General features: G+C 74.2%; 21 protein-coding genes and 1 pseudogene. 9 read left to right on the top strand and 13 right to left on the bottom strand.

The features are described 5' to 3' along the window. The first annotated feature begins 332 nt into the window (after positions 1 to 332). On the top strand, positions 333 to 827 hold the full coding sequence (locus AB0D67_RS33140) for an FBP domain-containing protein (RefSeq protein ID WP_362944752.1): 495 nt from the start codon (positions 333 to 335) through the stop codon (positions 825 to 827). Between the two features lie 19 nt (positions 828 to 846). On the opposite strand, the gene AB0D67_RS33135 is transcribed toward AB0D67_RS33140, so the two are convergent. Next, positions 847 to 1,767, bottom strand: coding sequence for a GDSL-type esterase/lipase family protein (locus AB0D67_RS33135; protein ID WP_362944750.1), 921 nt, complete (start codon positions 1,765 to 1,767; stop codon positions 847 to 849). A 176-nt stretch (positions 1,768 to 1,943) separates the two neighbouring features. On the opposite strand from AB0D67_RS33135, the gene AB0D67_RS33130 reads away from it, so the two are divergent. Continuing rightward, a complete protein-coding gene (locus AB0D67_RS33130) occupies positions 1,944 to 3,182 on the top strand; it encodes an isochorismate synthase (protein ID WP_362944748.1) in 1,239 nt (412 codons plus the stop codon). Positions 3,183 to 3,220: 38 nt separating this feature from the next. Here AB0D67_RS33130 and AB0D67_RS33125 read toward each other — a convergent pair whose 3' ends face one another. Then, on the bottom strand, positions 3,221 to 4,390 hold the full coding sequence (locus AB0D67_RS33125; RefSeq protein WP_362944746.1) for a histidine kinase: 1,170 nt from the start codon (positions 4,388 to 4,390) through the stop codon (positions 3,221 to 3,223). A gap of 102 nt (positions 4,391 to 4,492) precedes the next feature. After that, positions 4,493 to 5,131, bottom strand: coding sequence for a DedA family protein (locus tag AB0D67_RS33120; RefSeq protein ID WP_362944744.1), 639 nt, complete (start codon positions 5,129 to 5,131; stop codon positions 4,493 to 4,495). A 339-nt stretch (positions 5,132 to 5,470) separates the two neighbouring features. Here AB0D67_RS33120 and AB0D67_RS33115 point away from each other — a divergent pair, with 339 nt between their 5' ends. Next, positions 5,471 to 6,475, top strand: a complete 1,005-nt coding sequence (locus AB0D67_RS33115; RefSeq protein ID WP_362944742.1) for an RNA polymerase subunit sigma-70 — start codon at positions 5,471 to 5,473, stop codon at positions 6,473 to 6,475. 173 nt (positions 6,476 to 6,648) lie between these two features. Here AB0D67_RS33115 and AB0D67_RS33110 read toward each other — a convergent pair. Beyond that, positions 6,649 to 6,783, bottom strand: a pseudogene (locus AB0D67_RS33110) (dihydrofolate reductase); the annotation flags it as partial. 276 nt (positions 6,784 to 7,059) lie between these two features. After that, positions 7,060 to 8,487: a DHA2 family efflux MFS transporter permease subunit gene (locus AB0D67_RS33105; protein WP_362944740.1), complete on the bottom strand. Its 1,428-nt coding sequence runs from the start codon at positions 8,485 to 8,487 to the stop codon at positions 7,060 to 7,062. A gap of 29 nt (positions 8,488 to 8,516) precedes the next feature. Here AB0D67_RS33105 and AB0D67_RS33100 point away from each other — a divergent pair, with 29 nt between their 5' ends. The 3 genes from AB0D67_RS33100 to AB0D67_RS33090 are packed head-to-tail and all read left to right on the top strand — an operon-like array spanning position 8,517 to position 10,563. After that, positions 8,517 to 9,029 (top strand): MarR family transcriptional regulator, encoded by a 513-nt coding sequence (locus AB0D67_RS33100; RefSeq protein WP_362944738.1) that lies wholly within the window; start codon positions 8,517 to 8,519, stop codon positions 9,027 to 9,029. Further along, positions 9,026 to 9,607 (top strand): NAD(P)H-dependent oxidoreductase, encoded by a 582-nt coding sequence (locus AB0D67_RS33095; protein ID WP_362944736.1) that lies wholly within the window; start codon positions 9,026 to 9,028, stop codon positions 9,605 to 9,607. Before AB0D67_RS33100 ends, AB0D67_RS33095 begins: the two co-directional genes overlap by 4 nt. 41 nt (positions 9,608 to 9,648) lie before the next feature. After that, a complete protein-coding gene (locus AB0D67_RS33090) occupies positions 9,649 to 10,563 on the top strand; it encodes an NADP-dependent oxidoreductase (RefSeq protein ID WP_362944734.1) in 915 nt (304 codons plus the stop codon). 98 nt (positions 10,564 to 10,661) lie between these two features. Here the strand turns inward: AB0D67_RS33090 and AB0D67_RS33085 are convergent, their stop codons facing one another. Beyond that, complete coding sequence (locus AB0D67_RS33085) at positions 10,662 to 11,291, bottom strand: YigZ family protein (RefSeq protein ID WP_362944732.1); 630 nt, start codon at positions 11,289 to 11,291, stop codon at positions 10,662 to 10,664. A 31-nt stretch (positions 11,292 to 11,322) separates the two neighbouring features. Beyond that, positions 11,323 to 11,799 (bottom strand): MarR family winged helix-turn-helix transcriptional regulator, encoded by a 477-nt coding sequence (locus tag AB0D67_RS33080; protein ID WP_362944730.1) that lies wholly within the window; start codon positions 11,797 to 11,799, stop codon positions 11,323 to 11,325. Between the two features lie 66 nt (positions 11,800 to 11,865). Here AB0D67_RS33080 and AB0D67_RS33075 point away from each other — a divergent pair, with 66 nt between their 5' ends. Then, positions 11,866 to 13,092 (top strand): NAD(P)/FAD-dependent oxidoreductase, encoded by a 1,227-nt coding sequence (locus tag AB0D67_RS33075; protein ID WP_362944728.1) that lies wholly within the window; start codon positions 11,866 to 11,868, stop codon positions 13,090 to 13,092. 88 nt (positions 13,093 to 13,180) lie between these two features. On the opposite strand, the gene AB0D67_RS33070 is transcribed toward AB0D67_RS33075, so the two are convergent. Beyond that, positions 13,181 to 14,041 carry an inositol monophosphatase family protein gene (locus tag AB0D67_RS33070; protein ID WP_362944726.1) on the bottom strand — a complete coding sequence of 287 codons (861 nt, stop codon included), beginning with the start codon at positions 14,039 to 14,041 and terminating at the stop codon, positions 13,181 to 13,183. Positions 14,042 to 14,173: 132 nt separating this feature from the next. On the opposite strand from AB0D67_RS33070, the gene AB0D67_RS33065 reads away from it, so the two are divergent. Continuing rightward, on the top strand, positions 14,174 to 14,914 hold the full coding sequence (locus AB0D67_RS33065) for a GntR family transcriptional regulator (RefSeq protein WP_362944724.1): 741 nt from the start codon (positions 14,174 to 14,176) through the stop codon (positions 14,912 to 14,914). 166 nt (positions 14,915 to 15,080) lie between these two features. Beyond that, the gene (locus tag AB0D67_RS33060; RefSeq protein WP_362944723.1) at positions 15,081 to 17,459 is read left to right on the top strand and encodes an AAA family ATPase; all 2,379 of its coding nucleotides are present in this window, start codon (positions 15,081 to 15,083) and stop codon (positions 17,457 to 17,459) included. A gap of 97 nt (positions 17,460 to 17,556) precedes the next feature. On the opposite strand, the gene clpB is transcribed toward AB0D67_RS33060, so the two are convergent. Genes clpB through dnaK form a run of 5 tightly spaced genes read right to left on the bottom strand, consistent with a single transcriptional unit; the run spans position 17,557 to position 23,986 of the window. After that, the gene (clpB, locus tag AB0D67_RS33055) at positions 17,557 to 20,163 is read right to left on the bottom strand and encodes an ATP-dependent chaperone ClpB (RefSeq protein WP_362944721.1); all 2,607 of its coding nucleotides are present in this window, start codon (positions 20,161 to 20,163) and stop codon (positions 17,557 to 17,559) included. After that, complete coding sequence (locus AB0D67_RS33050) at positions 20,145 to 20,465, bottom strand: chaperone modulator CbpM (RefSeq protein WP_362944719.1); 321 nt, start codon at positions 20,463 to 20,465, stop codon at positions 20,145 to 20,147. Before AB0D67_RS33050 ends, clpB begins: the two co-directional genes overlap by 19 nt. Beyond that, positions 20,462 to 21,454 (bottom strand): DnaJ C-terminal domain-containing protein, encoded by a 993-nt coding sequence (locus AB0D67_RS33045; protein WP_362944717.1) that lies wholly within the window; start codon positions 21,452 to 21,454, stop codon positions 20,462 to 20,464. The genes AB0D67_RS33050 and AB0D67_RS33045 overlap by 4 nt, the downstream gene beginning before the upstream one ends. Then, positions 21,451 to 22,074 carry a nucleotide exchange factor GrpE gene (locus AB0D67_RS33040; protein ID WP_362944715.1) on the bottom strand — a complete coding sequence of 208 codons (624 nt, stop codon included), beginning with the start codon at positions 22,072 to 22,074 and terminating at the stop codon, positions 21,451 to 21,453. Before AB0D67_RS33040 ends, AB0D67_RS33045 begins: the two co-directional genes overlap by 4 nt. After that, complete coding sequence (dnaK, locus tag AB0D67_RS33035) at positions 22,067 to 23,986, bottom strand: molecular chaperone DnaK (protein WP_362944713.1); 1,920 nt, start codon at positions 23,984 to 23,986, stop codon at positions 22,067 to 22,069. The genes AB0D67_RS33040 and dnaK overlap by 8 nt, the downstream gene beginning before the upstream one ends. Between the last annotated feature and the right edge of the window lie 253 nt (positions 23,987 to 24,239).

Below are 24,239 nucleotides of genomic sequence, written 5' to 3'. Positions count from 1 at the left end.
CGCCGCGGCGGCGGGGCCCCCCCGCCCGCCCCCCCCGCGGGGGCCCCCCGCGGCCCTCCCCGCGGCGCCCCCCCCCCCCCCGCGCCTTGTGCCCCCCCCCCGCGGCTGAGAGCCCGGCACGGCTGACAGCCCGGCGGGGCCGGGCGGGAGGCGGGGTCCGGAGGGCCGGGCGTGGCCGGGAAACGGGCGCGGGTCCGGCGGGGTCCCGCGGAGTCTGGAGGGCCGACGCGGGGGGCCGACGGGGCCGGTGGAGCCGGGGATCCGGCACCCCGCCTTTCCTAGGGAAATTAATCCTTTGCCTACAGCATTTAGGCAAGGTAGCGTTCCGCGGCATGAAAGCAGTAACCGAACAGGAGATCCGCGGCTCGTTCGTCAACTGTTCCAAGGGGGAGACCAAACGGCTGACGCTCCCGCGGGACCTGTCCGAACGCCCCTGGGACGACCTGGACTTCCTGGGATGGCTCGACCCCTCGGCCCCCGAACGCGGCTACCTCGTCGCCGAACACGGCGGCGAGGTCGTCGGCGTGGCCCTGCGGCTGGCGGCCCGGCAGCGCGGCGGCGCGCACCGCGGCATGTGCTCCCTGTGCCTGACCATGCACCCGGGCACCGGCGTCTCCCTGATGACCGCCCGCAGAGCCGGCCCCGCCGGCCGCGACAGCAACTCCGTCGGCCTGTACGCCTGCACCGACCTGGACTGCTCGCTGTACCTGCGCGGCAAGAAGCTGCCCGGCCTCGGCGGCCGGCTCCAGGAGTCGCTGACGCTGGAGCAGCAGATCGACCGCACCCGGACCCGGCTCACGGCGTTCCTGGACAAGGTCCTCACGTGAAAGGCCCCGCCGGGCCCGCTCAGGCGGCCTGCTCTCCGGCCGGCTCGCGCAGCCAGTCCTCGACCAGCGGGAACGTCAGCTGGGCGATCACCCGCTGCCCGGAGGCGCTGGGGTGGAAGAAGTCCCACTTGCTCAGCTGGTCCCGGGTGAAACGGCACCCGAACAGCGCGCCGCCGTCGAACCGGCAGGCCGGGCCGTAGGCGGCGCACACCTGCGCCAGCGCGGAGTTGTAGCCGGCGACCCGGTCCCGCACCCGCTCACGGCGCTCCCGGTCGGCCGGCGCCGTCGAGCGCGGCCGGGCCAGCATGCTCTGGCAGATACGGCCCACCGCCCAGAACGCCCGAGCCGCCACACTGTTCCTGCCCACCTGCCACAACCGCTTGAGGTCGGGGACGCTGACCAGGAGCACCCGCGCGTCCGGCCGCCCGGCCCGCAACGTCTCCAGCGCCCCGGCCACCCTCCTGCGGTAGACCTCCACCGGAGTCATCCGCCGCTCCTCGGCCACGCACGCGTCCTGCGCGCCGACCAGCACCGTGACGTAGTCGGCGCGCCGGGCCACCGCCCCGGCCATCTGCCGGGCCAGATCGGCGCTGGTCGCCCCGGGCACGGCCAGGTTGACGCCGTGCCCGCCGACCGGGGCGCCATCGCCCAGCAACCGCAGGTAGTGACTGCGCACCCGCTCGTCGTCACCCGTCGACCAGGACCGCGCCGGACACGGCACATACCAGCCGCAGGCGTTGAACCCCGAACTGATCGAATCCCCCACCGCCACCATCACCGCCGGCCGCCACCCGGCGGCCGGCGCGCCCTCTGCCTCCCGCGCCGCGCGCGAGCCCGCCGGACGCGACCCCGCCGCCGGGGTCTCCCCGGCCCGCGGACCGGCGGCCCGCGCCGGCGCCGCCGGGCAGAGGGCCACCAGCGTCACCACGCCTGTGAGCACTGTCACAATCCTGCCGGCCATGACACCTCCGAACGGTCGCACCCCTGCCAAGGGATGTATCACCGCAGGACGGCGCGGCGCCCTTCATTGACCGGGCACCATGGCTTTCTTGACGGAACGTGGCGGAGGCACCGATACCGGGGCCGTCGTCGAACACGTTCAGTTTCCGGCATAGAGTGTTCCGGGTGAGTGTCGCGCTCGGACTGACCCGCCCCCTCGTGGTGAGAACCACCCTCGTCGGTGACCCCGGCGACCTGCTCGCGCGACTTCCGGAGGCCGCCCCCTACGCCTGGATCAGGCGCGGAGAGGGGCTGGTCGCCTGGGGTGAGGCCGCGCGCGTGGCCGTGCCACCCGGCCCCGGCCGCTTCGACTGGGCCCGCCGATGGCTCTCGGCGATCCTCGGAGAGGCCCACACCGACGACGAGGCCGGCGTCCCCGGCTCCGGACCGGTCGCCTTCGGCTCCTTCACCTTCGACCCCGACGCCCACGGCTCGGTCCTCGTCGTCCCCCGGGTCGTCCTCGCCCGCCGCGACGGCCGCGCCTGGCTCACCACCGTCGGCGACGAACACCTCGACCTCGTCACCCCGCCCGCCGACCCCGGCCGGATCCGCTACGGCGACGGCAGCCTCACCGCCCCGGAGTGGGAGCACGCCGTGGCCCTCGCCGTACGGCAGATCAGATCCGGGCGGCTGGAGAAGGCCGTGCTGGCCCGCGACCTGACCGCCGTCGCCGAACGGCCCATCGACGTCCGGCTGCTGCTGTCACGCCTGGCCTCCCGCTATCCCGAGTGCTACACCTTCTCCTGCGCCGGCCTGGTCGGCGCCACCCCCGAACTGCTGGTCCGCCGCACCGGCGAGACCATCGAGTCGCTGGTGCTGGCCGGCACCGTCTCCCGCGGCACCAGCCAGGCCGACGACGACGCCCGCGGCGCCGGCCTGTTCGCCTCCGACAAGGACCGCTACGAGCACACCTGCGCGGTGGAATCGGTCCGCGAGGCGCTCGCCCCGCTGTGCGCGGAGCTCACCGTGCCCACCGAACCCGAACTGCTCGTCCTGCCCAACGTCCAGCACCTGGCCAGCCCGGTCACCGGCCGCCTCGCCGACGGCGCCTCGGTCCTGGACGTGGTCGCCGCCATGCACCCCACCGCCGCCGTCGGCGGCACCCCCACCCGCACCGCGCTCGACGTCATCCGCGAACTGGAGGGCATGGACCGCGCCGGATACGCCGGCCCGGTCGGCTGGATCGACGCCCGCGGCGACGGCGAATGGGGCATCGCGCTGCGCTGCGCCCAGATCGAGGGACCCCGGGCCCGGCTGTTCGCCGGCTGCGGCATCATGGGCGACTCCGACCCCGCCTCCGAACTCGCCGAAGCCCAGGCCAAACTCCGCGTCATGCAGTACGCCCTGGAGGGCTGAGCGCCCCTTCCGGGACGGCCGCCGGGTTCCGGAAGGGATCACCCCCACGGCAGCCTCGCGGTCACCACCGTCGGCCCGCCCGGCGGGCTCACCACCTCCAGCCGCCCGTCCAGCGCCGCCACCCGCCGGGCCAGGCCGGAAAGCCCCCCGCCCGCCGGATCCGCGCCGCCGCACCCGTCGTCCCTCGTCCGCACGACGACCGCCGCCCCCTCCCGGACGACCTCCACGGTGACCGAGCGCGCCGCCGCGTGCTTGGCCGCGTTGGTGACCGCCTCGCAGACCACGAAGTACGCCGCGGTCTCCACCGGGCCGGGCGGCCGCCCGTCCAGGCCGTAGCGGACCTCCACCGGCACCCCGGCGCGCTCGGCGACGGTGTCCAGTGCCTCCCGCAGCCCCAGGGAGTCCAGGCCCGCCGGATACACCCGCCAGGCCACCTCCCGCAGGTCGCCCAGCGCCTCCTGCGCCTCCCGGTGCGCCTGGCGCAGCAGCTCCTCCAGCATCTCCGGCGAACGGCCCCGCCGGGCACGGCCGATCAGCATGGCCAGCGCCACCAGCCGCTGCTGCACCCCGTCGTGCAGATCACGCTCGATACGGCGCCGCTCCTGGTCGACCGCCGCCACGATCCCCGACCGGGTCTCGGCCAGCTCGGCGATCCGCCGCTCCAGCCGCTCCGTCGGGCTGGGCCCCAGCGCCGAACGCGCCAGCCGCCGCTCCAGCGCCGCCACCCCCATCAGGCCCGTGACCTCCAGGAACAGCAGCACCACCCCGGCCACCGAGGCGTACGACACCAGAAGGACACTGGGCGTCATGCCGTCGAACGGCTCGCCCCGGCTCCAGCTCCAGGCCAGCGGCACCGCCACTGCGACCCCCGCGACCAGCAGCGTGAGCACCAGCGCGCCCAGCACCCCGACCGGCCAGCGCAACGCCAGATAACGCAGCGCCCGCCGCCCGTCGTGACCGCCGGACCGGCCCCCCGCACCCCCGGCGACCTCCGCCCCGCCGAGCAGCTCCAGCCGCCGGACCTCGGCCCCGGCCAGCCGTACCGCCACCGCCAGCACGCCCTTCCGGGCCCGGGGCACCCACAGCAGCGGCCCCGCCACCAGCAGGAAGAGCAGCTGCACCACCGCCGCCGGGACCCCCAGGGCGATCCCGGCCAGCACCCGCGCCGCCCGGACCACCGCGCCCGCCGCGTCCACCGCCACACTCACCGCCGTGCCGCTCTTCCGCCGACGGCCGGAGGACCGCCGGAGCGATCGAGCCGCGACCCGGCCGCCGCCCCGCCCGCCACGGCGGCCACCTCGGCGCCCACCTCAGCGCTCCGCGTGGTGCCTGCCCCGGCGCCGCACCCGGACCACGACGAACACCACCACGGCCAGCGCCACCGCGCCCAGCACCACCTTGGACAGAACCCCGGCGTAACCCTCCACCAGATCCCAGTTCTCCCCCAGCAGATACCCTGCCATCACGAAGACCGTGTTCCAGATGAGACTGCCCAGCGTCGTCAGCACCAGGAACACCGGAACCGGCATCCGCTCCACCCCCGCCGGAATGGAGATCAGGCTACGGAAGATCGGGATCATCCGCCCGAAGAACACCGTCTTACGGCCATGCCGGGCGAACCACGCCTCCGTCTTCTCGATGTCGGACACGTCCACCAGCGGCAACCTCCGCGCGATGGCCACCACCCGTGCCCGCCCCAGCAACGCCCCGACCCCGTACAACGCCACCGCCCCGACCACCGACCCCAACGTGGTCCAGAAGATCGCCTCGAACAGCGACATGTCCCCCTTGCTCGCGGTGAACCCCGCCAACGGCAGGATCACCTCACTCGGCAACGGCGGGAACAGGTTCTCCAGCGCGATCGCCAGCCCCGCCCCCGGGGCTCCCAGGGTCTCCATCAGGCCGATCGCCCAGCCGGCGACTCCATCGACAGTCGTTGAGGTGCTCATGACCCGAACCCTACGAAGCCCCGCGCACCCGCGAGAATGCGGAGACCCACCCGCCCCCCGCGGCCCGGCCGCACCCGGAGGCCGCGGAAAACCACAGCCCCGCGCCGACCGGCCCGGCCGCACGTCCACCGGAAAAGTTCCGGCGAACCCTGTGATCCATCCCACATCTTCCAGCCGGCCGAGCCGGTCGACGCTCAGGCCGTCGGCCCGCTGGATCCGCTCCACGAGGAACAAGCCCGCGAATCCGGCGGTAAGGGCCCTCGTTCTCACCGCTCAGAAATCCCCCGCCACGTCGTCAGTTCTGGTGGCCCCTCGCCACCCGCGGAAGGATCGACCAACATGACCGACACCAGACCGTCAGACGACGAGGCCGCGTTCATCGCGGCGGCCCGCTCGAACGACGCGGCACGGTTCGCGCTCATCACCGAGCGCCACCGGCGTGAACTGCAGGTGCACTGCTACCGGATGCTCGCGAACTACGAGGACGCCCAGGACCTGACGCAGGAGACGTTCCTGCGGGCGTGGAACAAACGGGAGTCCTTCAAGGGCCACGCCGCGCTGCGGACCTGGCTGTACCGGATCGCGACGAACGCCTGCCTCGACTTCCTGGACAAACGCAACGACCGCACACCCGTGCCCGCCGAGCTGCCGGACGCGGACTCGGAAGTGCGCCACCTGCAGCCCTACCCGGACCGGATGCTCCCGGAGGACCCGCAGGAATCGGTGGTGGCGCGGGAGACGATCGAGCTGGCGTTCATCGCCGCCGTCCAGCACCTGCCACCGCGGCAGCGGGCGGTGTTCGTCCTGCGCGACGTCCTCGGCTGGCCGGCGTCGAAGGCCGCCGACGCCCTCGAGCTGACCGTCGCATCGGTGACCAGCGCACTGCAGCGGGCGCGCGTGACGATGCGCGAGCGGTTGCCCGGCCGCCGCCTCGACTGGCGGAGCCCCGCCACGCACGAGCTGTCGGATGACGAGCGCGGCGTGGTGAGGTCGTACATGGACGCCCATGAGCGCAACGACCTCACCGGCCTGATGGCCCTGCTGCGCGACGACCTGCGCTTCGCGATGCTGCCCGAGCCGGGTACCTTGATCCTCACGGCCGAGGACGCGGTGGACGGCTGGGTCTCCGGCGGGCTCTTCCAGCGCGGCCACGACGACTGGCGCTGCATCGCCACGACGGTCAACCGCATGCCCGCCGCCGCGCTGTACCTCCGCACCCCCGGCGACCCGGAACACCGCTTGCTCAACATCGCGGTCCTGCACATCGTCGACGGGAGGATCGCCGAGCTCACCGGATTCGACGCCACCGGCAAACCATGGCTGGGCCTGCCCGCGACGCTGTGATCGGACCCGTCCCCATCGGGGACGGGTCCGGCGCCACGGGCCGGCGTCACCGTCGTCCCATCTTCGGCGAGCCGGTCGGCAGCCCACCCGGAACGCGAGGAAGAGCCGGGAAAAGGTCCCTTCACCCCCGGGGGCCGCGGTGAGCACGCCGGGGCCGGGCATCCGGCCCCGCCTCATCGCCTCGTCTCGTACCGGGTCAGCACCAGGCCGCCGGGGAACGTCCGCGTCTCGACCGGCTTCAGGTTCGCCCAGCCGTCCAGCGCGGTGAAGAACGGCGTGCCGCCGCCCACCAGGACCGGTACGGTGACCAGGCGGCGATGTAGCCGTCCAGGGTGACGTTCATGGCGAAAATCAGTTTCCGCATCGTGCAGCCTCTCGTGAGTCGATCTCACACGTACAGACGGGCGCGGCGCGGAAACCTGATCGGTGCGCGATCCGCTCCGCAGGCGGTCCGCTCAAGTCGTGTTCCTCCTCCGAGGCCGCGGCGATGATCGAGGGCCTGCTGCGACACTGCGCCGATGCCGGGCTCGGGGCGGACTGCACCGACAAGCAGACACCGCGGCACTCGAGGCACGAACCCGAGCTCAACGAACCGGCCGAGCGGCTGAGCGGCTGGTGTCGGAGTCTGGGGACACCGGCTCTCGCCGTGGCAACAGTGCCGCTGGAACGAGCGCGAGCAGGGAGAGGATGAGGGTGGCACCGAAGGCGATCGTGTACGCCTGCAGGGCAGAGCCGCCGGTGGCGAGGTGGCGGGTCACGATGGTGAGAAGGAAAGCCGTGCCGAAGGAGCCACCGATGCGTTGGATGACGCTGAGCAGGGTGGTCGCCTCGGGAACGGCCTCAGCCGACAACCGCATGTACGCGACGGTGATGATGGGGACGGTGGCCAGGCCGAGTCCGACACCGCGCAGGAACAGAGCGACGCTCAGCACTGGATCGCTCGCGTCGGGCGCGGCCACGTAGGGCACAGTGCCGGCGGCGGCGACGACCGTGCCGGCGACGAGCAGCACGCGAGGTCCGAAGCGGTCGGTGAGCCGCCCGGCCAGGGGTAACGCGGTCATGGTGCCGAGTGCCAGGGGAGCCAGCAGCAAACCTGTTTCCACGCCGGTGGCACCGCGTACCTGCTGGTAGAACAGTGGCAGCAGCACCATGGGGCCGAAGATCGACGCGCCGGCCAGCATCATCAGCCCGCAGGACAGGGCGAATGCACGATCGCCGAACAACCGTAGGTCCACCAGGGGATGACGGCGGCGGAGGGCCCGGTGCGTGTAGCCGAGCAGCAGCACGGTGCCGAGCGCGATCGGCGGCCCGGCGCCGAGAACGTCCGTGGAGGCCGTCAGCCGGGTGCCGCCGTACAGCAGTACCGCCAGTCCAGGGCACAACAGGAGCAGTCCACGCAGGTCGAAGGGCCGCGGGTCGGCGGGCACGGTGTCGGGGAGTCCATGCCAGGACAGGACCAGAGCGGCGATGCTCAGCGGAACGCTGACCCAGAACACCCACCGCCATCCGGGACCGTCGATCAATATGCCGCCGAGGACCGGTCCGAGGAGTGGCGCGAGCTGGCCGGGCACCGCGACCAGTGCCATCACCCGGCCCAGCCGCCGTGGCCCCGCCATGGTGGCGAGGATCGTCTGCAACACGGGCAGGATCAGCCCGCTGCCGATTCCCTGCAGGATGCGGAAGACGATGAGGCTGGGGGTGGACCATGCGGCTCCGCACAGCAGCGAGGCCACGGCGAAGATGAGCAGGCTGGCCCGCCACAGTGTCCGGGGGCCGACGCGGCTGAGCGCCCAGGGCATCGCGGGGACGACCACGGCCAGCGTGAGGAGGTGGGCGGTCGCCACCCACTGGATCTGCTCGGTGCCGGCGGCCAGGGCGATCCGGGCGTCCTCCAGGGCGACTCCCACGATGGTGGTGTTGAGCAGGGACGCCAGGCCGCCGATCATCAAGATCACGGCATGACGGACCAGACCCGGCTCCATCGGATCGAGGTCACCAGATTTTGTTGGCATGCCAGCAGTATGCGCATTATGATGTTGGCATGCCAACAAGAAACCCTGAGCAGGCGCCGAGGCCCCACCCGGGAGTCCAGATCGCCGAGGCCCCCCTCGGCTCACTGCTGCTGCAGGCGGTACGGGCCCACGCCGCCTTGGCCGCCTCGCTCCTGGCCGACCTGGGCCTGGTGGCCCCGCAGGAGGTGATCCTGCTGTACCTGCAGGACCACGGCCGGACGCCGCAGGCCGAGCTCGTCCGTTTCCTGGGCCGCGACCGCTCCACGGTGACCGCGACCCTGCAGGCCATGCAACGCGCCGAGCTCATCGTGCGGACCCCCTCCCAGACCGACCAGCGCGCGATGAACGTCGACCTCACCGGCACAGGACGAGCCCTGTGCCCCCGCATTCGAACCGCCTGGGCCGAACTGGAACGACTCTCCTTCGACCGGCTCTCACACCCGCAGCGCGAGCAACTGGCGGCCGGCCTCACCGCCGTGCGTGACGCCGCGCGCGCCCGCCACGAGGACGCCCGCCACGAGGACAAGGAAACCCGCTCGTGAACGACCAGCCTCTGCGCCTGGCACTGATCATCGCCAGCACCCGCCAGGGCCGCTTCGGCGCAGCCATCGGCCGCTGGACCGCCGGCATCGCCGCCGGGCGGCCGGAGTTGGCCACCGACATCATCGATCTGGCCGAGCTCCACCTGCCCGCCGACCTCAGCGGCTCGGCCGACGCAGCGAAGTTCATCGGCCGCATCGGCGAAGCCGACGCCGTCCTCATCGTGACCTGCGAATACAACCATGGCTACCCCGCCTCACTGAAACTCGCGATCGACACCGTCCGCAACGAGTGGGCCGCCAAGCCCGTCGGGTTCGTCTCCTACGGCGGACTCGCCGGCGGGTTGCGCGCCGTCGAACAACTGCGCCAGGTCCTCGCCGAGCTGCATGCCGTCACCCTGCGCGACACGGTCAGCTTCCACTCCCCGCACGCCCACGTGGACCAGAACGGACGCGTCACCGACCCCGCCACCGCCAAATCCGCCGAAGCCGCGGCGCACACCCTGTTCGACCGGCTGACCTGGTGGGGGACAGCCCTGCGTGCCGCCCGCACAGCCCGCCCCTACGCCCTGACCGGCTGAGCGCCGGTCACCACCACACGCCCCAAGGAGCCAGCCCCTTCATGCCGACCGTCATCGCACTGACCCGCTTCGGCCCCCCGGAAGTCCTGCGGCCCCTGCAGATCGAGACCCCACGGCCGGGACCCGGCCAGGCACTCGTGCGGATCCGCGCAGCCGGAGTCAACCCGGTCGACTGCAAGCTCCGCCGCGGCGACTTCGCCGGCACCCGCCCCGCCGGCTTCCCGCAACGCCTGGGCAACGAGTTCGCCGGAACGGTCATCACCCTCGGCCCCGACGTCCCTGCCGACGGCGTCGTCGCCGTCGGCACCGACGTGGTGGGCTCGGCCACCGCGCAGGCCTATGCGGAAGTCCTGGCCGTCGACGTCACCGGCCTGGTCGTGAAACCGCCATCGGTCCCGTGGGAGATGGCCGCAGGCCTGCCCGCCGCAGGGCAGACCGCCCACACCGCGCTGTCGCAGCTGGGTGTGGGACCCGGCGATGTCCTCCTGATCCATGCCGCGGCCGGCGGTGTCGGCACCATCGCCACCCAGCTCGCGCGCGAGCTGGGTGCACGGGTCATCGGGACCGCCAGCGAGAACAACCACGGCTACCTGCGTGGCCTCGGCGCCACCCCCACCACCTACGGTCCTGGACTGCTCGACCGCGTCCGCGCTCTCGCACCGGACGGAGTCGACGTCGTCCTGGACCTCATCGGCGGTGAAGCCGTCACCACCAGCCTCGCCATGGTCCAGGACCGCCACCGCATCGGGACGACCGTCGACCAGCGTGCCGTCGAGGAACACGGGGTGCGGCGAGTCGGAGGCCGCTCGCTTCCCGCCCTGCGCGAGATCGTCGGCAAGGCGGTGACCGGTCGGCTGACTCTGCCCGTCCGGACGTTCCCGCTACGCGAGGCCGTCGCCGCTCATCGCCTCGTCGAGAGCGGCCACGTGCGCGGCAAGGTGGTCCTCACCGTCTGATCCACCGACACGAAACATGAGCGGCCATAACGGGGCGGTGACCAGGAGAACCCTTCGCCGGGATGGTGCGCGACTCCGGCCCGTTATCCGGCAGCGCGTCACCCGGCCCGCAGATGGACCGCCTCCCCCTCCTCGACCTCCGCCCGGCCCGCCGTCAGCGTGGCCACCCAGTCACCGAACACCGGCAGGTCCGCCTCCCGCACCGCGACCGTGAACCGGACCCCCGCCCCGTACCCCACCTCCCACACCTCGTACGGCGAGCCCCGCAGATCGCTCTCCAGCCGCCCGGCCCGCACATGGTCCACACTCACCGCCACCAGCCGCGCCGGGACCATCTCCACCAGACGGGCCCGATCGAGCGCCTTGCCCACCGACGAGCCGTAGGCCCGCACCAGGCCGCCCGCACCCAGCTTCACCCCGCCGAAGTACCGCGTCACCACCGCCACCACGTCCGACAACCCCCGGCGCAGCAGCGTCTCCAGCATGGGCATGCCGGCGGTGCCGCCGGGCTCGCCGTCGTCGTCGGCCCTCTGGATCCCCCGGTCCCCGCCGATCACGTAGGCCGAGCAGTTGTGCGTGGCGTCGCCGTGGGAGCGCCTGCGCCCGGCGACGAACTCCCGCGCCGCCTCCTCCGAACCCGCCGGGGCGACCGCGCACAGGAACCGCGATCGCTTGACCTCCGTCTCGTGCTCGACGAGGTCTTCCACGGTCAGGTACGGCTGGGTCATCGGACCAGACTAGTCGCCTTTACAATGTAGATTAATAAAGGGTCTCCGGTGGCGTCCCGTCGCCGCCCGGAGACCCGGCGTCCAGGTTGGCCAGCATCCGGCCCAGCAGACCGGTGAGCTGCTCGACCTCCTCCGCCGAGAACCCGTCGAGCAGACGGCGGGCGACCCGGCCGAAGACCGGGGCGAGCGCCGGGACGAGCTCACGCCCCTCCGCCGTCACCTCGACGACGACCGCCCGGCGGTCCCCCGCGCTGCGCCGCCGCCGGACGAGGCCCTTGGCCTCCAGCCGGTCCAGCAGCCTCGTCATCCCGGCGGTGTCGGTGCCCAGTTCGGCGGCGAGCCGGCCCGGACCCGCCTCCCCCCGGGCCGCGTGCAGCAGGAGCGCCGCCTGCTGGGCGGTCACGCCGAACGGCACGAGCCGGGCCTCGACGGCCGCGCGCAGCTCGCGGCCCACCTGGTTGACCAGCGAGCCGCCGCCGAGGACGAGCCGCAGATGCCGGGGATCCATACCGGCATGCTACCGGTAGCTGTCGAGCCATTTACTGTCATGACAGTCATCTGTTAGCGTCCCGGCATGGACCATCCCCGCTCCGAACCCCCGAGGAGACCCCCGCACGTCCTGATCATCGGCGCCGGGCTCGGCGGCCTGTGCCTGGCCCAGGGCCTGACGACGGCCGGGATCGGCGTCACCGTCTTCGAACGCGACGACTCCCCCCGCACCACCGGGCAGGGCTACCGCATCTCCCTCAAGCCGGACGGCACCCGCGCCCTGCGCGAATGCCTGCCCGAGCACCTGTTCGGCCTGTGCCTGGCCGCCTCCCTGCGGCAGGCCACCCGTCTGACCGCCCTGGACCACCGGCTGAACCCCCTGTTCGGCAAGCCCCTCCCCCACCTCGACGAGGCGGCGTACTTCGGGATCAACCGGCTCACCCTCCGCGAGATCCTGCTGACCGGCCTGGACGGCGCCGTACGCTTCGGCGCGACCTTCCGGCGCCTGGAACGGCTGGGCGACGGCCGGATCCGCGCCCGCTTCGCCGACGGCACCCACGCCGACGGCGACCTGCTGGTCGGCGCCGACGGCACCGGCTCGGCGGTCCGCCCGTTCGTGGCGCCCGGCGCGGCCTTCGACGAACTCGGCACCCTGCTGTACGGCAGGACCCTCGTCGGCGAGGACGTCCCGGGGTGGGTCCCGGAGGCGCTCGTGGACGCCTTCGCCACGCTGACCGGCCCGGACGGCGTCTCCATGACCGTGGCGACCTGCCGCACCCGCGGCCCGCTCCCCGCGGGCCTGACGGAGATCCCCGGCTACCTCGCCTGGACGATCTCCACCGGCTCCGCGGGATCGGCGGGTTCGGCGGGTTCCATGGGAGGGCGGCCCGGCGGCACGCACCCGCCGGACGGCTCCGGCGGCGCGGACCGGCCGGAGCGCCTGGACCCGGCCGGCCTGCGCCGGCTCGCCCTGGACCTGATCCGCGACCGGCCTGCCGCCGTCCGGCGCCTCGTCGAGGAGGGCGAGGCGCCCTTCCCGGTACGGCTGCGTTCCGCCCGGCCCGTCGAGCCGTGGCACGTGCCCGGCGTGACCCTGCTGGGCGACGCGATCCACACCATGTCCCCCGGCCGGGGCGAGGGCGCCAACGTCGTGCTGCGCGACGCCGGGCTCCTGCGCCACGCGCTGGTCTTCACCGCCCGGCACGGCGTGCCGCTGGAGACGGCCGTCGCCGAGTACGAGTCGGCCATGCTCCGCCACGGCTTCGCGGCGGTGGCCGCCTCCAGGGAGCGGCCGTTCCTGCGCCACCCCTGAGCCTTTCCCTGACCGTCCCCGGACTCCGGGAGAGGCCCGGTCCCGGGAGAGGTCCCCGGAAAGGGGGACGGCCGTTCCCGCGCCGGGCCTACGCCGCCGGCGCGGGGCGGCACACCTCGGCCATGACCGAGCCGGCCAGGTCGAACCCGCCGACGTGGGCGAGGTAGCCGCCGGGGGCGAACAGGGACTCCCCCAGCGGCAGGTAGACGCCGCCGGCCTGCCGGATCAGCAGCACCCCCGCCGCGACGTCCCACGGCTTGACCCCCGAACCGTAGGCCACGTCCGCCCAGCCCGCGGCGACGTGCGCGAGGTTCAGCGCGGCGCTGCCCGGCCGGCGCACCGAGGCGAACGCCTCCAGCATCCGGCCGAACGCCTCCAGCGACCCCTGGCGGTCGGCGGCCACGTCACCGGCGGTGGGGAAGCCGCTCAGCAGCATAGCCTCCCGATCCCCCGCCGCGCCCCGGCTGCGCAGCCGTACGCCGTTGCACCAGGCGCCGCCCAGGTCGGCGCGGAACTCGTCGTCGCGCACCGGGTCGTAGATCACCCCCGCCACCGGCTCCTCCCCCACGGCGGCCGCCACCGACACGCAGAAGAACGGCAGCCCGGCGGCGAAGTTGGCCGTCCCGTCGATCGGGTCGACGTACCAGCGCAGCTCGCCCGACCCGGTGGTGCCGCCCTCCTCCCCGATGATCGTGCTGTCCGGGAAACGCCGGGAGATGACCTCCCGGATGGTCTCCTCGGCGGCGCGGTCGTGCTCGGTCACCGGGTCGTGGAAGTCGCGCTTGGTCTCGACCTCGGGCCGGGACCGGAACGCCTTGCGGAGCCGCTCGCCGACCGCGCGGGCGGCCTCCGCCGCGACGTCGCACAGTTCGCGCGAGGTGCTCAGATCCATCGAATCCTCCAGCGGCGTCTGCGGGCCGCGCCGGCCTTCGGCACCCGCGGTGGTCATCCCATTTTCCCTGATATGCCGCTTTCACTCCGCACGGACTCCCCCGAGGCCCCGGAGGCCCCGGAGGCGGAATTGGTCATGACATCCTGATGTCCACCACCCCGATCAGGAAGACGTCCACGGGAGGGCGGCATGAGCGCCGAGCTCGGCATCGAGCTGGACCGATCCAGCCCGGTCCCGCTGTACTTCCAGGTCGCCCAGCAGATCTCCGACGCCATCGGGCGCGGCGACCTGGCGCCGGGGACGCGCCTGGACAACGAGATCGTCCTCGCCGGCCGCCTGGGCCTGTCGCGGCCGACGGTCCGCCAGGCGATCCAGTACCTCGTGGACAAGGGCCTGCTGGTGCGCAAGCGCGGCGTGGGCACCCAGGTCGTGCACGGCCGGGTCAACCGTACGGTGGAGCTCACCGGCCTCTACGACGACCTGCGCCGGGCCGGCCAGGAGCCCGCCACCCGGGTCCTGGCCCTGGAGGCGGTCCCGGCCGGCGCGGACGTCGCCGCGGCCCTCGGCCTCCCGGCCGGCGCCGAGGTGCTGCGCCTGGAGCGCATCCGCTACGCCGCCGGGGCGCCGCTGGCGCCGCTGCGCAACTGGCTGCCCGCCGGGGTCGCCCCGCTGACCGCCGAGCGGCTCGCCGAGCGCGGCCTGTACGAGCTGCTGCGCGCGGCGGGGGTGCGGATGCGCGTGGCCGACCAGCGGATGGGGGCGCGGGCGGCCACCGCGGCCGAGGCCAGGCTGCTGGACGAGCGGCGCGGCGCCCCGCTGCTGACGATGCTTCGCACCACCTACGACGACCAGGGCCGGGCGGTGGAGTACGGCTCCCACGTCTACCGCGCCTCGCACTACTCCCTGGAGGTCACGCTCATCGAGCGCTGACGGCCCGGTCCTGTTCCGGCAAAAAGACCATTGATCTGGGTATTCATCCATCTAAATGGGTTTTTCCGGATGGCCCGGGGCGCAGGAACCGGTTCATGGGAGAGCGGCCGCGTGCCGCGAGGTGATCTCGAGGTGACCTGCGATTCCGGAGACACTGGGAACGCCGATGCGCGGCCGGGAGCCCGAGCGGGCGGAGGTGCTCCGCCTGCTGGAGGGCGTCGCCGGTCCGGGGACGCACGTGCTCCTGGTGGAGGGCGAACCGGGGATCGGCAAGAGCCTCCTGCTGGCCGAGGCGGCGGCGGCGGCGGCCGCCCGCGGGACGGACGTCGCCGCCGGCCGGGCCGACGAGCTGGAACGCATGATGCCCTTGGCGCCGCTGCTGTCGGCGCTGGAGGAGACCACCACCCGCGCCGCGGTCGCGCGGAGCGCCTTCCCCGGGGAGCCGGGCCTGCTCATGTGGCTGGCCGAACGGGTGCGCACCACGCTGGAGCGGCGCGCCGCCGCCGGGCCGCTGCTGCTGGCCCTCGACGACCTGCAGTGGGCCGATCCCGTAACGCTCATGGCGTTGCGGACGCTGCCGGCGCGGCTGGCCGGCCGCCCGCTGGCGTGGCTGCTGGCGCGCCGCGCCACCGGCGACGACGACGGCGCGCGGCTGTTCGGCCTGCTGGAGCAGGAGGGGGCCGCCCGGATCGCGCTGCGCCCGCTGGACGGGGTCTCCGCGGCGCGGGTGGCCGCCGACGCGCTGGGCGCCGCGCCGGACGCGGAGCTGACGGCGCTGGCGGCCCAGGCCGCCGGAAACCCGGCGCTGCTGCTGGCGCTGCTGACCGGGCTGCGTGAGGAGGGCGCCGTCCTGGTGGACGCCGGCGTGGCCCGGCCCGCGGGAACGGCGGAGTCCGGAGGGATGACGGGATCCGGGAGGACCGCAGGGACCGAGGGGACCGGGCGGCCCGGAGGACCGGCGGGGTCTGTGGGAGCCGCGGGGGCCGCCGGGGCCGCGGGAGCCACGGGGTGCGGCCCGGCGGCGGGGGTGCTGCCCCGGAGGCTGCACGCCGCGGTCCGGCGACGCCTGGACGAGGTGAGCCCCCGGACGCGCCACCTGCTGGAGGCCGTCGCGGTGCTCGGGCGGTCCTTCTGCCCCTCCTACGCCGCCGAGCTGCTCGGCGAGTCCCCGGCCGCGCTGCTTCCCGCCCTGGACGAGGCCCTGGCCGCCGGGCTGCTGGTGGCGACGCCCGAGGAGCTGGCCTTCCGCCACGAGCTGCTGTGGCGGTCGGTCCTGGAGACGGTCCCGCCCCCGGTACGGCAGGCACTGCGCCGGCAGGCCGAGCGCCTCGCGGCACCCGCCGCGCCGGTGACCGCGTTGCTCGCCTGGGATGAGGGCCGCCTCTCACGCGGCCTGGAACTGGCCCGCGAGGCCGCCGAGGCGCCCCCCGGGACCCCCGGCCCCCGGGACCCCCAGCCGCGGACCGTGCTGGCCGCGATGCTCATCGACCTGGGGCTGCTCGACGAGGCGGAGAAGATCACCAGGACCGCCGCGGCCGAGGCGGCGGACCGGCCCGCGTGGGCCGCCGCGGTCCTGGTGCTGCGCGCCCGGCTCGACCTCGCCGCCGGCCGGCCCGGCGAAGCGGCCGAGCGGGCCGAGACGGCGCTGGCGGCCGCCGCCGGCTTGGACGTCCCCGATCTGGCCTGCCTGGCGCTGTCGGCGCTCGGCACCGCGGCGCTGCGCGCGGGCGACCTGCCACGGGCGGCGCGGGCCCTGGCCTCCGGCCGGGCCACACGGACGCCGGGCACACCGTACGGGCGGCTGCGCGCCGAGCTCGCGGCCGGGCGGATCATCGAGGCGCGGGACGGGGCGGAGGCCGCGATGGCGCCGCTCGGCGGGCTCTACGACGGCCTGGCCGGGCACACCGGGGTGCTGACCGATGAGCCCGCGGCGGCGGCGTGGCTGGTGCGCACCGCCCTGACCGCCGGGGACGGCCGGCGGGCCGACGCGGTGGCGGCCGCCGCCGAGGACCTGGCCGGGCGCAACCCCTGCCTGCCCGGCCCGCCGGTGGCGGCCGTCCACGCCCGCGGCCTGCGCGACCGTGATCCCGCGGCGCTGGGCCGGGCCGCCGCCGGGTACGCCGACCCGTGGGCCAGGGCCTCGGCCGCCGAGGACCTGGGCGTGCTGCTGGGCGCCGCCCCCGGCGACCGCGACGCGGCCGTCGCGACCCTGAACGGCGCCCTTTCCGGCTACGACGACGTGTGCGCGCGCCGCGACGCGGCCCGGGTGCGGCGCAGGCTGCGCGAGCTGGGCGAGCGGCGACGCCACTGGGAACGCGTCGACCACCCCGACTCCGGCTGGTCCAGCCTCACCGCCACCGAGCGCGCCGTCTGCGACCTGGTGTCCCAGGGGCTGACCAACCGGCAGGCCGCCGAGCAGATGTTCGTCAGCGAGCACACCGTCGCCTTCCACCTGCGCCAGATCTTCCGCAAGCTCGGCGTCCGCTCCAGGGTCGAGCTGGCCAGGCTGGCCGCCCTGGCCGCCGCGGGTCCGGACGGGCGCTGACCCGGCGGCTCCCGGTCGCCGGCCGGCTCCGCGGCCGCCGCGGGAGACCGGGCACGAGCCGGGCGAGACCCGGGCAGGAGCCGGGCCCGGCCCGGGATCAGCCGAAGGAGACGGCCAGTTCCCCGCCGGACAGACCGACCCGCACCACCGTGCCCTCGCCCACGTCCCCGGTCAGCAGCGCCCGCCCGATGCGGGTCTCCACCTCCCGGGAGATGAACCGGCGCAGCGGCCGCGCGCCGTACACCGGGTCGTAGCCGCGCTCGGCGATGTGGCGGCGCGCCTCGGCGGTCAGCTCCAGCCGGATGCCGCGCTCGCCGAGGCGCACCCGCAGCTCGGTGAACATCAGGTCGACGATGTGCTCGATCTCCTCCATGGTGAGCGGCTTGAAGACCACGATGTCGTCGACGCGGTTGAGGAACTCCGGGCGGAAGTGCCCGCGCAGCTCCCCCATGACCCGTTCCTTCACGTCCTGCTTGATCTCCCCCTGGGGCGTGACGCCCTCCAGCAGGTGCATCGAGCCGATGTTGGACGTCATGATCAGCACGGTGTTGCGGAAGTCGACGGTCCGGCCCTGGGCGTCGGTGAGCCGCCCGTCGTCCAGGACCTGCAGCAGGGTGTTGAAGACGTCGGGGTGGGCCTTCTCCACCTCGTCGAACAGCACCACCGAGTACGGCTTGCGCCGCACCGCCTCGGTGAGCTGCCCGCCCTCCTCGAAGCCGACGTATCCCGGCGGCGCGCCGACCAGGCGGCTGACGGTGTGGCGCTCCTGGTACTCGCTCATGTCGACGCGGACCATGTTGTCCTCGGTGTCGAACAGGGCCTCCGCCAGCGCCTTGGCCAGCTCGGTCTTGCCGACGCCGGTCGGCCCCAGGAAGATGAACGACCCGATCGGCCGGCGCGGGTCCTTGATGCCGGAGCGGGCCCGGATGACGGCGTCGGCCACCAGCCGCACCGCCTCGTCCTGGCCGACGACCCGCTCGTGCAGCACCTGGTCCAGGTGCAGCAGCTTCTCGCGCTCGCCCTCCTTGAGCCGGCTCACCGGGATGCCCGTCCACCGGGCGACGATCATGGAGATCTCGTCCTCGGTGACGACCTCGCGCAGCAGCCGCCCGGCGTCCTGCTTGGCGCGCAGGCTCTCCTCCTCGGCGCGCAGCCGGCGTTCCAGCTCGGGCAGCCGGCCGTGGCGCAGCTCGGCGGCGCGGTTGAGGTCGTAGTCGCGCTCGGCCCGCTCGGCCTCGGTGCGGACCCGCTCGATCTCCTCGCGCAGCGCCTGCACCCGGCGCAGCGCCTGCCGTTCGGCCTCCCATCGGGCGCGCATCGCATCGGCCTCGGCGCGCAGGCCGGACAGCTCCCCGCGCAGTTCCGCGAGGCGGGCGGCGCTGGCGGCGTCCTCCTCCTTGCTCAGCGCGGCCTCCTCGATCTCCAGCCGCGTCACCCTGCGGGTCAGCTCGTCCAGCTCGGCGGGCATCGAGTCGATCTCCGTACGGAGCATCGCGCACGCCTCGTCCACCAGGTCGATGGCCTTGTCGGGCAGGAACCGGTCGGAGATGTAGCGGTGGCTCAGCACGACGGCGGCCACCAGCGCGGCGTCCTGGATGGTCACCCCGTGGAAGACCTCCAGCCGCTCGCGAAGGCCCCGCAGGATCGAGATGGCGTCCTCCACCGACGGCTCGTCGACCATCACCGGCTGGAAGCGCCGCTCCAGGGCGGCGTCCTTCTCGATGTGCCTGCGGTACTCGTCGAGGGTGGTCGCGCCGATCAGGTGCAGCTCGCCGCGGGCCAGCATGGGCTTGAGCATGTTCCCGGCGTCCATCGCGCCCTCGGCGGCTCCGGCGCCGACGACCGTGTGCAGCTCGTCGACGAACAGCAGGATCCGCCCCTCGGCCGCGGCGACCTCGGTGAGCACCGCCTTGAGGCGTTCTTCGAACTCGCCCCGGTACTTCGCCCCGGCGACCAGAGCCCCCATGTCGAGACTGAAGATCGTCTTGTCCCGCAGTCCCTCGGGCACGTCGCCGTCGGCGATCCGCTGGGCCAGTCCCTCGACGATCGCCGTCTTGCCGACGCCGGGGTCGCCGACCAGCACCGGGTTGTTCTTGGTCTTGCGCGACAGGATCTGGACGACGCGGCGGATCTCGGTGTCGCGGCCGACGACGGGGTCCAGCCGCCCGGAGGCGGCGGCGGCCACCAGGTCCTGCCCGTACTTGGCCAGCGCCTCGTAGGCGGCCTCCGGCATGGCGGAGGTGACCCGCTGGTGGCCGCGGATCTCGGTGAGCGCCCGCAGGAGACGTTCCCGATCGAGCCTCTGGGCGGCCAGCAGCCGCCCGGCGGAGGTCTCCGGCCCCTCCTCCAGCAGGGCGGCCAGGAGGTGCTCGACCGAGACGTACTCGTCCTTCAGCCGGTCGGACTCCCGCCTGGCCGTCTCCAGCAGGCGCGACAGCCGCTGCGTCACCCGGATCTGGCCCGGCTCGACGCCGGGCCCGGCGACCCGGGGGCGGCGGAGGAGCTCGGCCTCCACCTCCTCCCGCAGCCGCGCGGGGTCGGCTCCGGCGCGTGAGACCAGCCGGGGCACCAGCCCGTCGGACTGGTCCAGCAGCGCCAGCAGCAGGTGCTCGCCGTCGACGTCCTGGTGGCCGTGGCGCAAGGCGGCGGTCTGCGCGTCGTGCAGCGCCTCCTGCGACTTCTGCGTCAGCCGGTTGAGATCCACGGCGTGCCTCCTACGGGCCGGGAACGGGTGCGGGCGGCGGCCTCCAGCTCGGCGATCCGGTCGAGCAGGTCGATCACCAGGCCGAGGGCGGCGTAGTTGAGGGTGAATCCGGCGCGCAGCCGCTGGATCCGCGCCATGGCCCGCAGCTGGGACTCCTCGAACCACAGGGTCCCCGACGGGTCGGTGCGGGCCTGCAGCACGCCGAGGACGACCAGGCGGCGCGGCAGATCGGGGTGGACGCCCGCGGCGCGGGCGAAGGTCTCCAGGTCCAGCCGCCGGGGACGGGCCAGGGCGTAGGTCACCGCCGCCTCCTCGGGTCGTAGGACGAGGAGGCGGCCAGCCGCTCGAACAGCTCGCGCTCCTCATCCGACAGGTGCGGCGGGACCATGATCCGCACTTCGGCGAACAGGTCTCCCGGCGTGCCGCGGGGGTCGGGCATCCCCCGGCCGCGCAGTCGCAGCCGCCGCCCGCTGGAGGTGCCCGCCGGCACCTTGACCTTGGCCTCGCCGCCGGGGGTGTCGACGGCGACGGCCGCGCCGAGCGCCGCCTCCCACGGGGCCACCGGCAGCCGGACGTGGAGGTCGCGCCCCTCGACCCGGTAGCGGGGGTGCGGCGCGATGGAGACGGCCAGGTAGAGGTCGCCCGGCGGCGCGCCGCCGGTGCCCCGGCCGCCCTGCCCGGCCAGCCGTACGCGCTGCCCGTCGGTCACCCCGGGCGGGATGTCCACCTGGAGGGTACGGCCGCCCACGGCGATGGACCGGCGGCCGCCGCGGTAGGCGTCCTCGACGGTCAGCTCGATCCCGGCCTCCTGGTCGGCGCCCGGGATCGGCCCCCAGCCCCGGCCGGCCCGGCCGGCCTGGCCCGTGCGGCCCGCCCGCCCGGCGCGGCCCGCCCGCCCGGAGAACAGCCCCTGCAGCAGGTCGTCGAGGTCGATGTCCTCGCCGAACTCCACGCCGGGACCGAAGCCCTCCGGTCCGAAGCCACCGGCGCCCGCCCGGGTGCCCCGCCCGGCGCGGGCCGCCCTGGCGCGCGCCCAGGTCTCCGGGTCCACGTCCTCGGGCACCTGGCGGAACTCCGGTCCGAAGGCGTCGTAGCGGCGGCGGGTCGCCGGATCCGACAGCACGCTGTAGGCCTCGGCGATGTCCTTGAACCGGTCCTCGGCCGCGGGGTCCTTGTTGACGTCGGGGTGGTTCTCCCGGGCCAGCCTGCGGTAGGCGCGCTGGATCTCCTCCTGCCCCGCTCCCCTGGGGAGGCCGAGGATCTCGTAGAAGTCGCGGGCGGGCGGCATCATTCCGCCTTGGAGACCACGACCTGGGCGGGCCGCAGCTGCCGCTCGCCGTCGCCGTAGGCGGGCAGCACGACCGCGAGGACCGTCCCGGCGGGCACGTCATCACGCGGGACCACCGCCACCGCCTCGTGCCGGGCCGGGTCGAACGTCTCCCCGGTGTCGTCCCGGCGTGGGAACCCCAGATCTGTGAGGACGGTCAGGCCCTGCTGCAGCACCGCCCGCAGGCCCGCGGCGAGGGAGGCGGGGTCGCCCTCGGTGTGTTCCAGGGCCCGTTCCAGGTTGTCCAGCACGGGCAGCCACTCCCCGGCCGCCCTCGCCCGCTCCTCCAGCCGGACCCGCCCGGCGTCGCGGCTGACGCGTTTGCGGAGGTTGTCGAGGTCGGCCAGGGCGCGTTTCCAGAGGTCCTCCAGCTCGGCGACCCGGGCCCGCAGCCCGGCCGCCTCCGCCTCCGCCCCGGTCTCCGCTCCGGCGGCCGGCCCTCCGGCCCGCTCCCCGGCCCGGACCGCGTCCTGATCAGCACTCTGACCGGCGTTGTGACCGGCGTTGTGACCGGCGTCCTGACCCGCCGCCCGGTCCGCGGACGGCCCCGCGGCGGTCCTCTCCCACTCCGGCGGGTCACTCATCGGTCGTGAACTCCGCGTCGATGACGTCCTCGTCCCCGCCCGCACCCGTGCCCGCACCGGCGCCCGCAGCCGCGCCGGCCCCGGCGGTGCCCGTGCCGGCCCCCGGCCCCGCCCCGGCCCCGGCCGTGCTCAGGCCCTGGTAGACCTGCCGCAGGTCCTCGGCCAGCGACCGCAGCCGCTCCAGCGGGGTGTCCTGCCGTTCGATCGCCTCGCGGGCCTCGGTGACGAGCATGTCGGCCCGCGCCTTCTCGTGCACCGGGGCGGCGTCCCCCAGCTCCCGCAGGCGGCGCTCCACCTGGTAGGCGGCGCTGTCGACGGCGTTGCGGGCGTCGACCGCCTCGCGCAGCCGCCGGTCCTCGTCGCGGTGCTGCTCGGCGTCGCGCACCATCCGCTCGATCTCGCCCTGGTCGAGGGTCGAGCTCTCGCTGATCGTGATGCGCTGCTCGGCGCCGGTGTCCTTGTCGCGGGCGGAGACGTTCAGGATGCCGTTGGCGTCGATGTCGTAGGTCACCTCGATCTGCGGCTCACCGCGCGGCGCGGGCCTGATGTTCTCCAGCCGGAACCGGCCCAGCACCCGGTTGTCGGCGGCGCGCTCGCGCTCCCCCTGCAGCACCACCACGTCCACCGCGCTCTGGCCGTCCTCGGCGGTGCTGAACACCTCGGTACGGCGGGCCGGGATCGTCGTGTTGCGGTCGATGACCTTCGTCATGATCCCGCCGAGGGTCTCGATGCCCAGCGACAGCGGGGTCACGTCGAGCAGGACGACGTCCTTCAGCTCGCCCTTGATGACGGCCGCCTGGACCGCGGCGCCCAGCGCCACGACCTCGTCGGGGTTGACCGTCATGTTGGGCTCCTTACCGCCGGTCATGCGGCGCACCAGCTCCTGCACGGCGGGCATCCGGGTCGAGCCGCCGACCAGGATCACCTCGTCGACGTCGGCCGCGGTGAGCCTGGCGTCGGACATGGCCCGCTCCACCGGCCCCCGGCACCGTTCCAGCAGGTCGGCGGTGATCTCCTCGAACGTCGCCCGCCGCAGCGTGGTGTTCAGGTGCTTGGGCCCGCTCGCGTCCGCGGTGATGAACGGCAGGCTGATCTGCGTCTGGGTGACGGCCGACAGCTCCACCTTCGCCTTCTCCGCCGCCTCGAACAGCCGTTGCAGCGCCTGGGGGTCCTCCCGCAGGTCGATGCCGGTGTCGCGCTGGAACTCGTCGGCCAGGTGGTCGACGATGCGCCGGTCGAAGTCGTCGCCGCCCAGGTGGGTGTCACCGGCAGTCGCCCGTACCTCGACGACGCCCTCGCCGACGGTCAGCACGCTGACGTCGAACGTGCCGCCGCCCAGGTCGAAGACCAGCACGGTCTCGTTCTCCTTGCGGTCCAGGCCGTAGGCGAGCGCCGCCGCGGTGGGCTCGTTGATGATCCGCAGCACCTCCAGGCCCGCGATCCTCCCCGCGTCCTTGGTCGCCTGGCGCTGGGAGTCGTTGAAGTAGGCCGGGACGGTGATGACCGCCTCGGTGACCTTCTCCCCCAGGAACTTCGAGGCGTCGTCGACGAGCTTGCGCAGGATCTGGGCGGCGATCTCCTCGGGCGCGTACAGCTTGCCGCGCACGTCGAAGCGGACCGCGCCGTCCGGGCCGGACACCACGTCGAAGGAGACGGCGTTGATCTCACTGGAGACCTCGTCGTAGCGGCGGCCGATGAACCGCTTGGCCGAGGAGATCGTCCCCTTGGGGTTGAGGATCGCCTGCCGCCGGGCCAGCTGCCCGACCAGGCGCTCGCCCTCGGGGGTGAAGGCCACGACCGACGGCGTCGTCCGTGACCCTTCGGCGTTGGGGATGACCGTGGGCGTGTCGCCCTCCATCGTGGCGATCACCGAGTTGGTGGTCCCCAGGTCGATCCCGACTGCTTTGGCCATGCTGACCTCCGACGAGTGCGCTCTGACCTCCGGCGGGCGCCCCGCGGACCGCCGCGGGGCCGGGTCTCACCCCATGCGGCCCACGTTCGCCCCGTACGGCCCGCCGCCACATCCTCAGACCTGACGGTTCCGACGGTTCCGCCGCCGGCCTGTCACGGGGACGCCGTCCCGGAGAGGCCGTCCGTGGGGGCGCGATCCCGGGAACGCCCTCTCTCAGGGCCCCGTCCCGGGGCCCTCGCCTCCGGGCCCCTCT

The organism is Streptosporangium sp. NPDC048047 (assembly GCF_040653115.1).
Taxonomy (GTDB): domain Bacteria; phylum Actinomycetota; class Actinomycetes; order Streptosporangiales; family Streptosporangiaceae; genus Streptosporangium.
The sequence above is the reverse complement of the archived record's forward strand: the minus strand, read 5'-3'. Positions and strand labels throughout refer to the sequence as shown.

Coding starts and splice junctions, on each gene's coding strand:
- AB0D67_RS33065 (WP_362944724.1), top strand. CDS start 14,174: ATGAGCGCCGAGCTCGGCATCGAGCTGGACCGATCCAGCCCGGTCCCG.
- AB0D67_RS33140 (WP_362944752.1), top strand. CDS start 333: ATGAAAGCAGTAACCGAACAGGAGATCCGCGGCTCGTTCGTCAACTGT.
- AB0D67_RS33075 (WP_362944728.1), top strand. CDS start 11,866: ATGGACCATCCCCGCTCCGAACCCCCGAGGAGACCCCCGCACGTCCTG.
- AB0D67_RS33100 (WP_362944738.1), top strand. CDS start 8,517: ATGCCAACAAGAAACCCTGAGCAGGCGCCGAGGCCCCACCCGGGAGTC.
- AB0D67_RS33120 (WP_362944744.1), bottom strand. CDS start 5,131: ATGAGCACCTCAACGACTGTCGATGGAGTCGCCGGCTGGGCGATCGGC.
- AB0D67_RS33105 (WP_362944740.1), bottom strand. CDS start 8,487: ATGCCAACAAAATCTGGTGACCTCGATCCGATGGAGCCGGGTCTGGTC.
- AB0D67_RS33085 (WP_362944732.1), bottom strand. CDS start 11,291: ATGACCCAGCCGTACCTGACCGTGGAAGACCTCGTCGAGCACGAGACG.
- AB0D67_RS33080 (WP_362944730.1), bottom strand. CDS start 11,799: ATGGATCCCCGGCATCTGCGGCTCGTCCTCGGCGGCGGCTCGCTGGTC.
- AB0D67_RS33070 (WP_362944726.1), bottom strand. CDS start 14,041: ATGACCACCGCGGGTGCCGAAGGCCGGCGCGGCCCGCAGACGCCGCTG.
- AB0D67_RS33115 (WP_362944742.1), top strand. CDS start 5,471: ATGACCGACACCAGACCGTCAGACGACGAGGCCGCGTTCATCGCGGCG.
- AB0D67_RS33090 (WP_362944734.1), top strand. CDS start 9,649: ATGCCGACCGTCATCGCACTGACCCGCTTCGGCCCCCCGGAAGTCCTG.
- AB0D67_RS33040 (WP_362944715.1), bottom strand. CDS start 22,074: ATGAGTGACCCGCCGGAGTGGGAGAGGACCGCCGCGGGGCCGTCCGCG.
- AB0D67_RS33060 (WP_362944723.1), top strand. CDS start 15,081: ATGCGCGGCCGGGAGCCCGAGCGGGCGGAGGTGCTCCGCCTGCTGGAG.
- AB0D67_RS33045 (WP_362944717.1), bottom strand. CDS start 21,454: ATGATGCCGCCCGCCCGCGACTTCTACGAGATCCTCGGCCTCCCCAGG.
- dnaK (WP_362944713.1), bottom strand. CDS start 23,986: ATGGCCAAAGCAGTCGGGATCGACCTGGGGACCACCAACTCGGTGATC.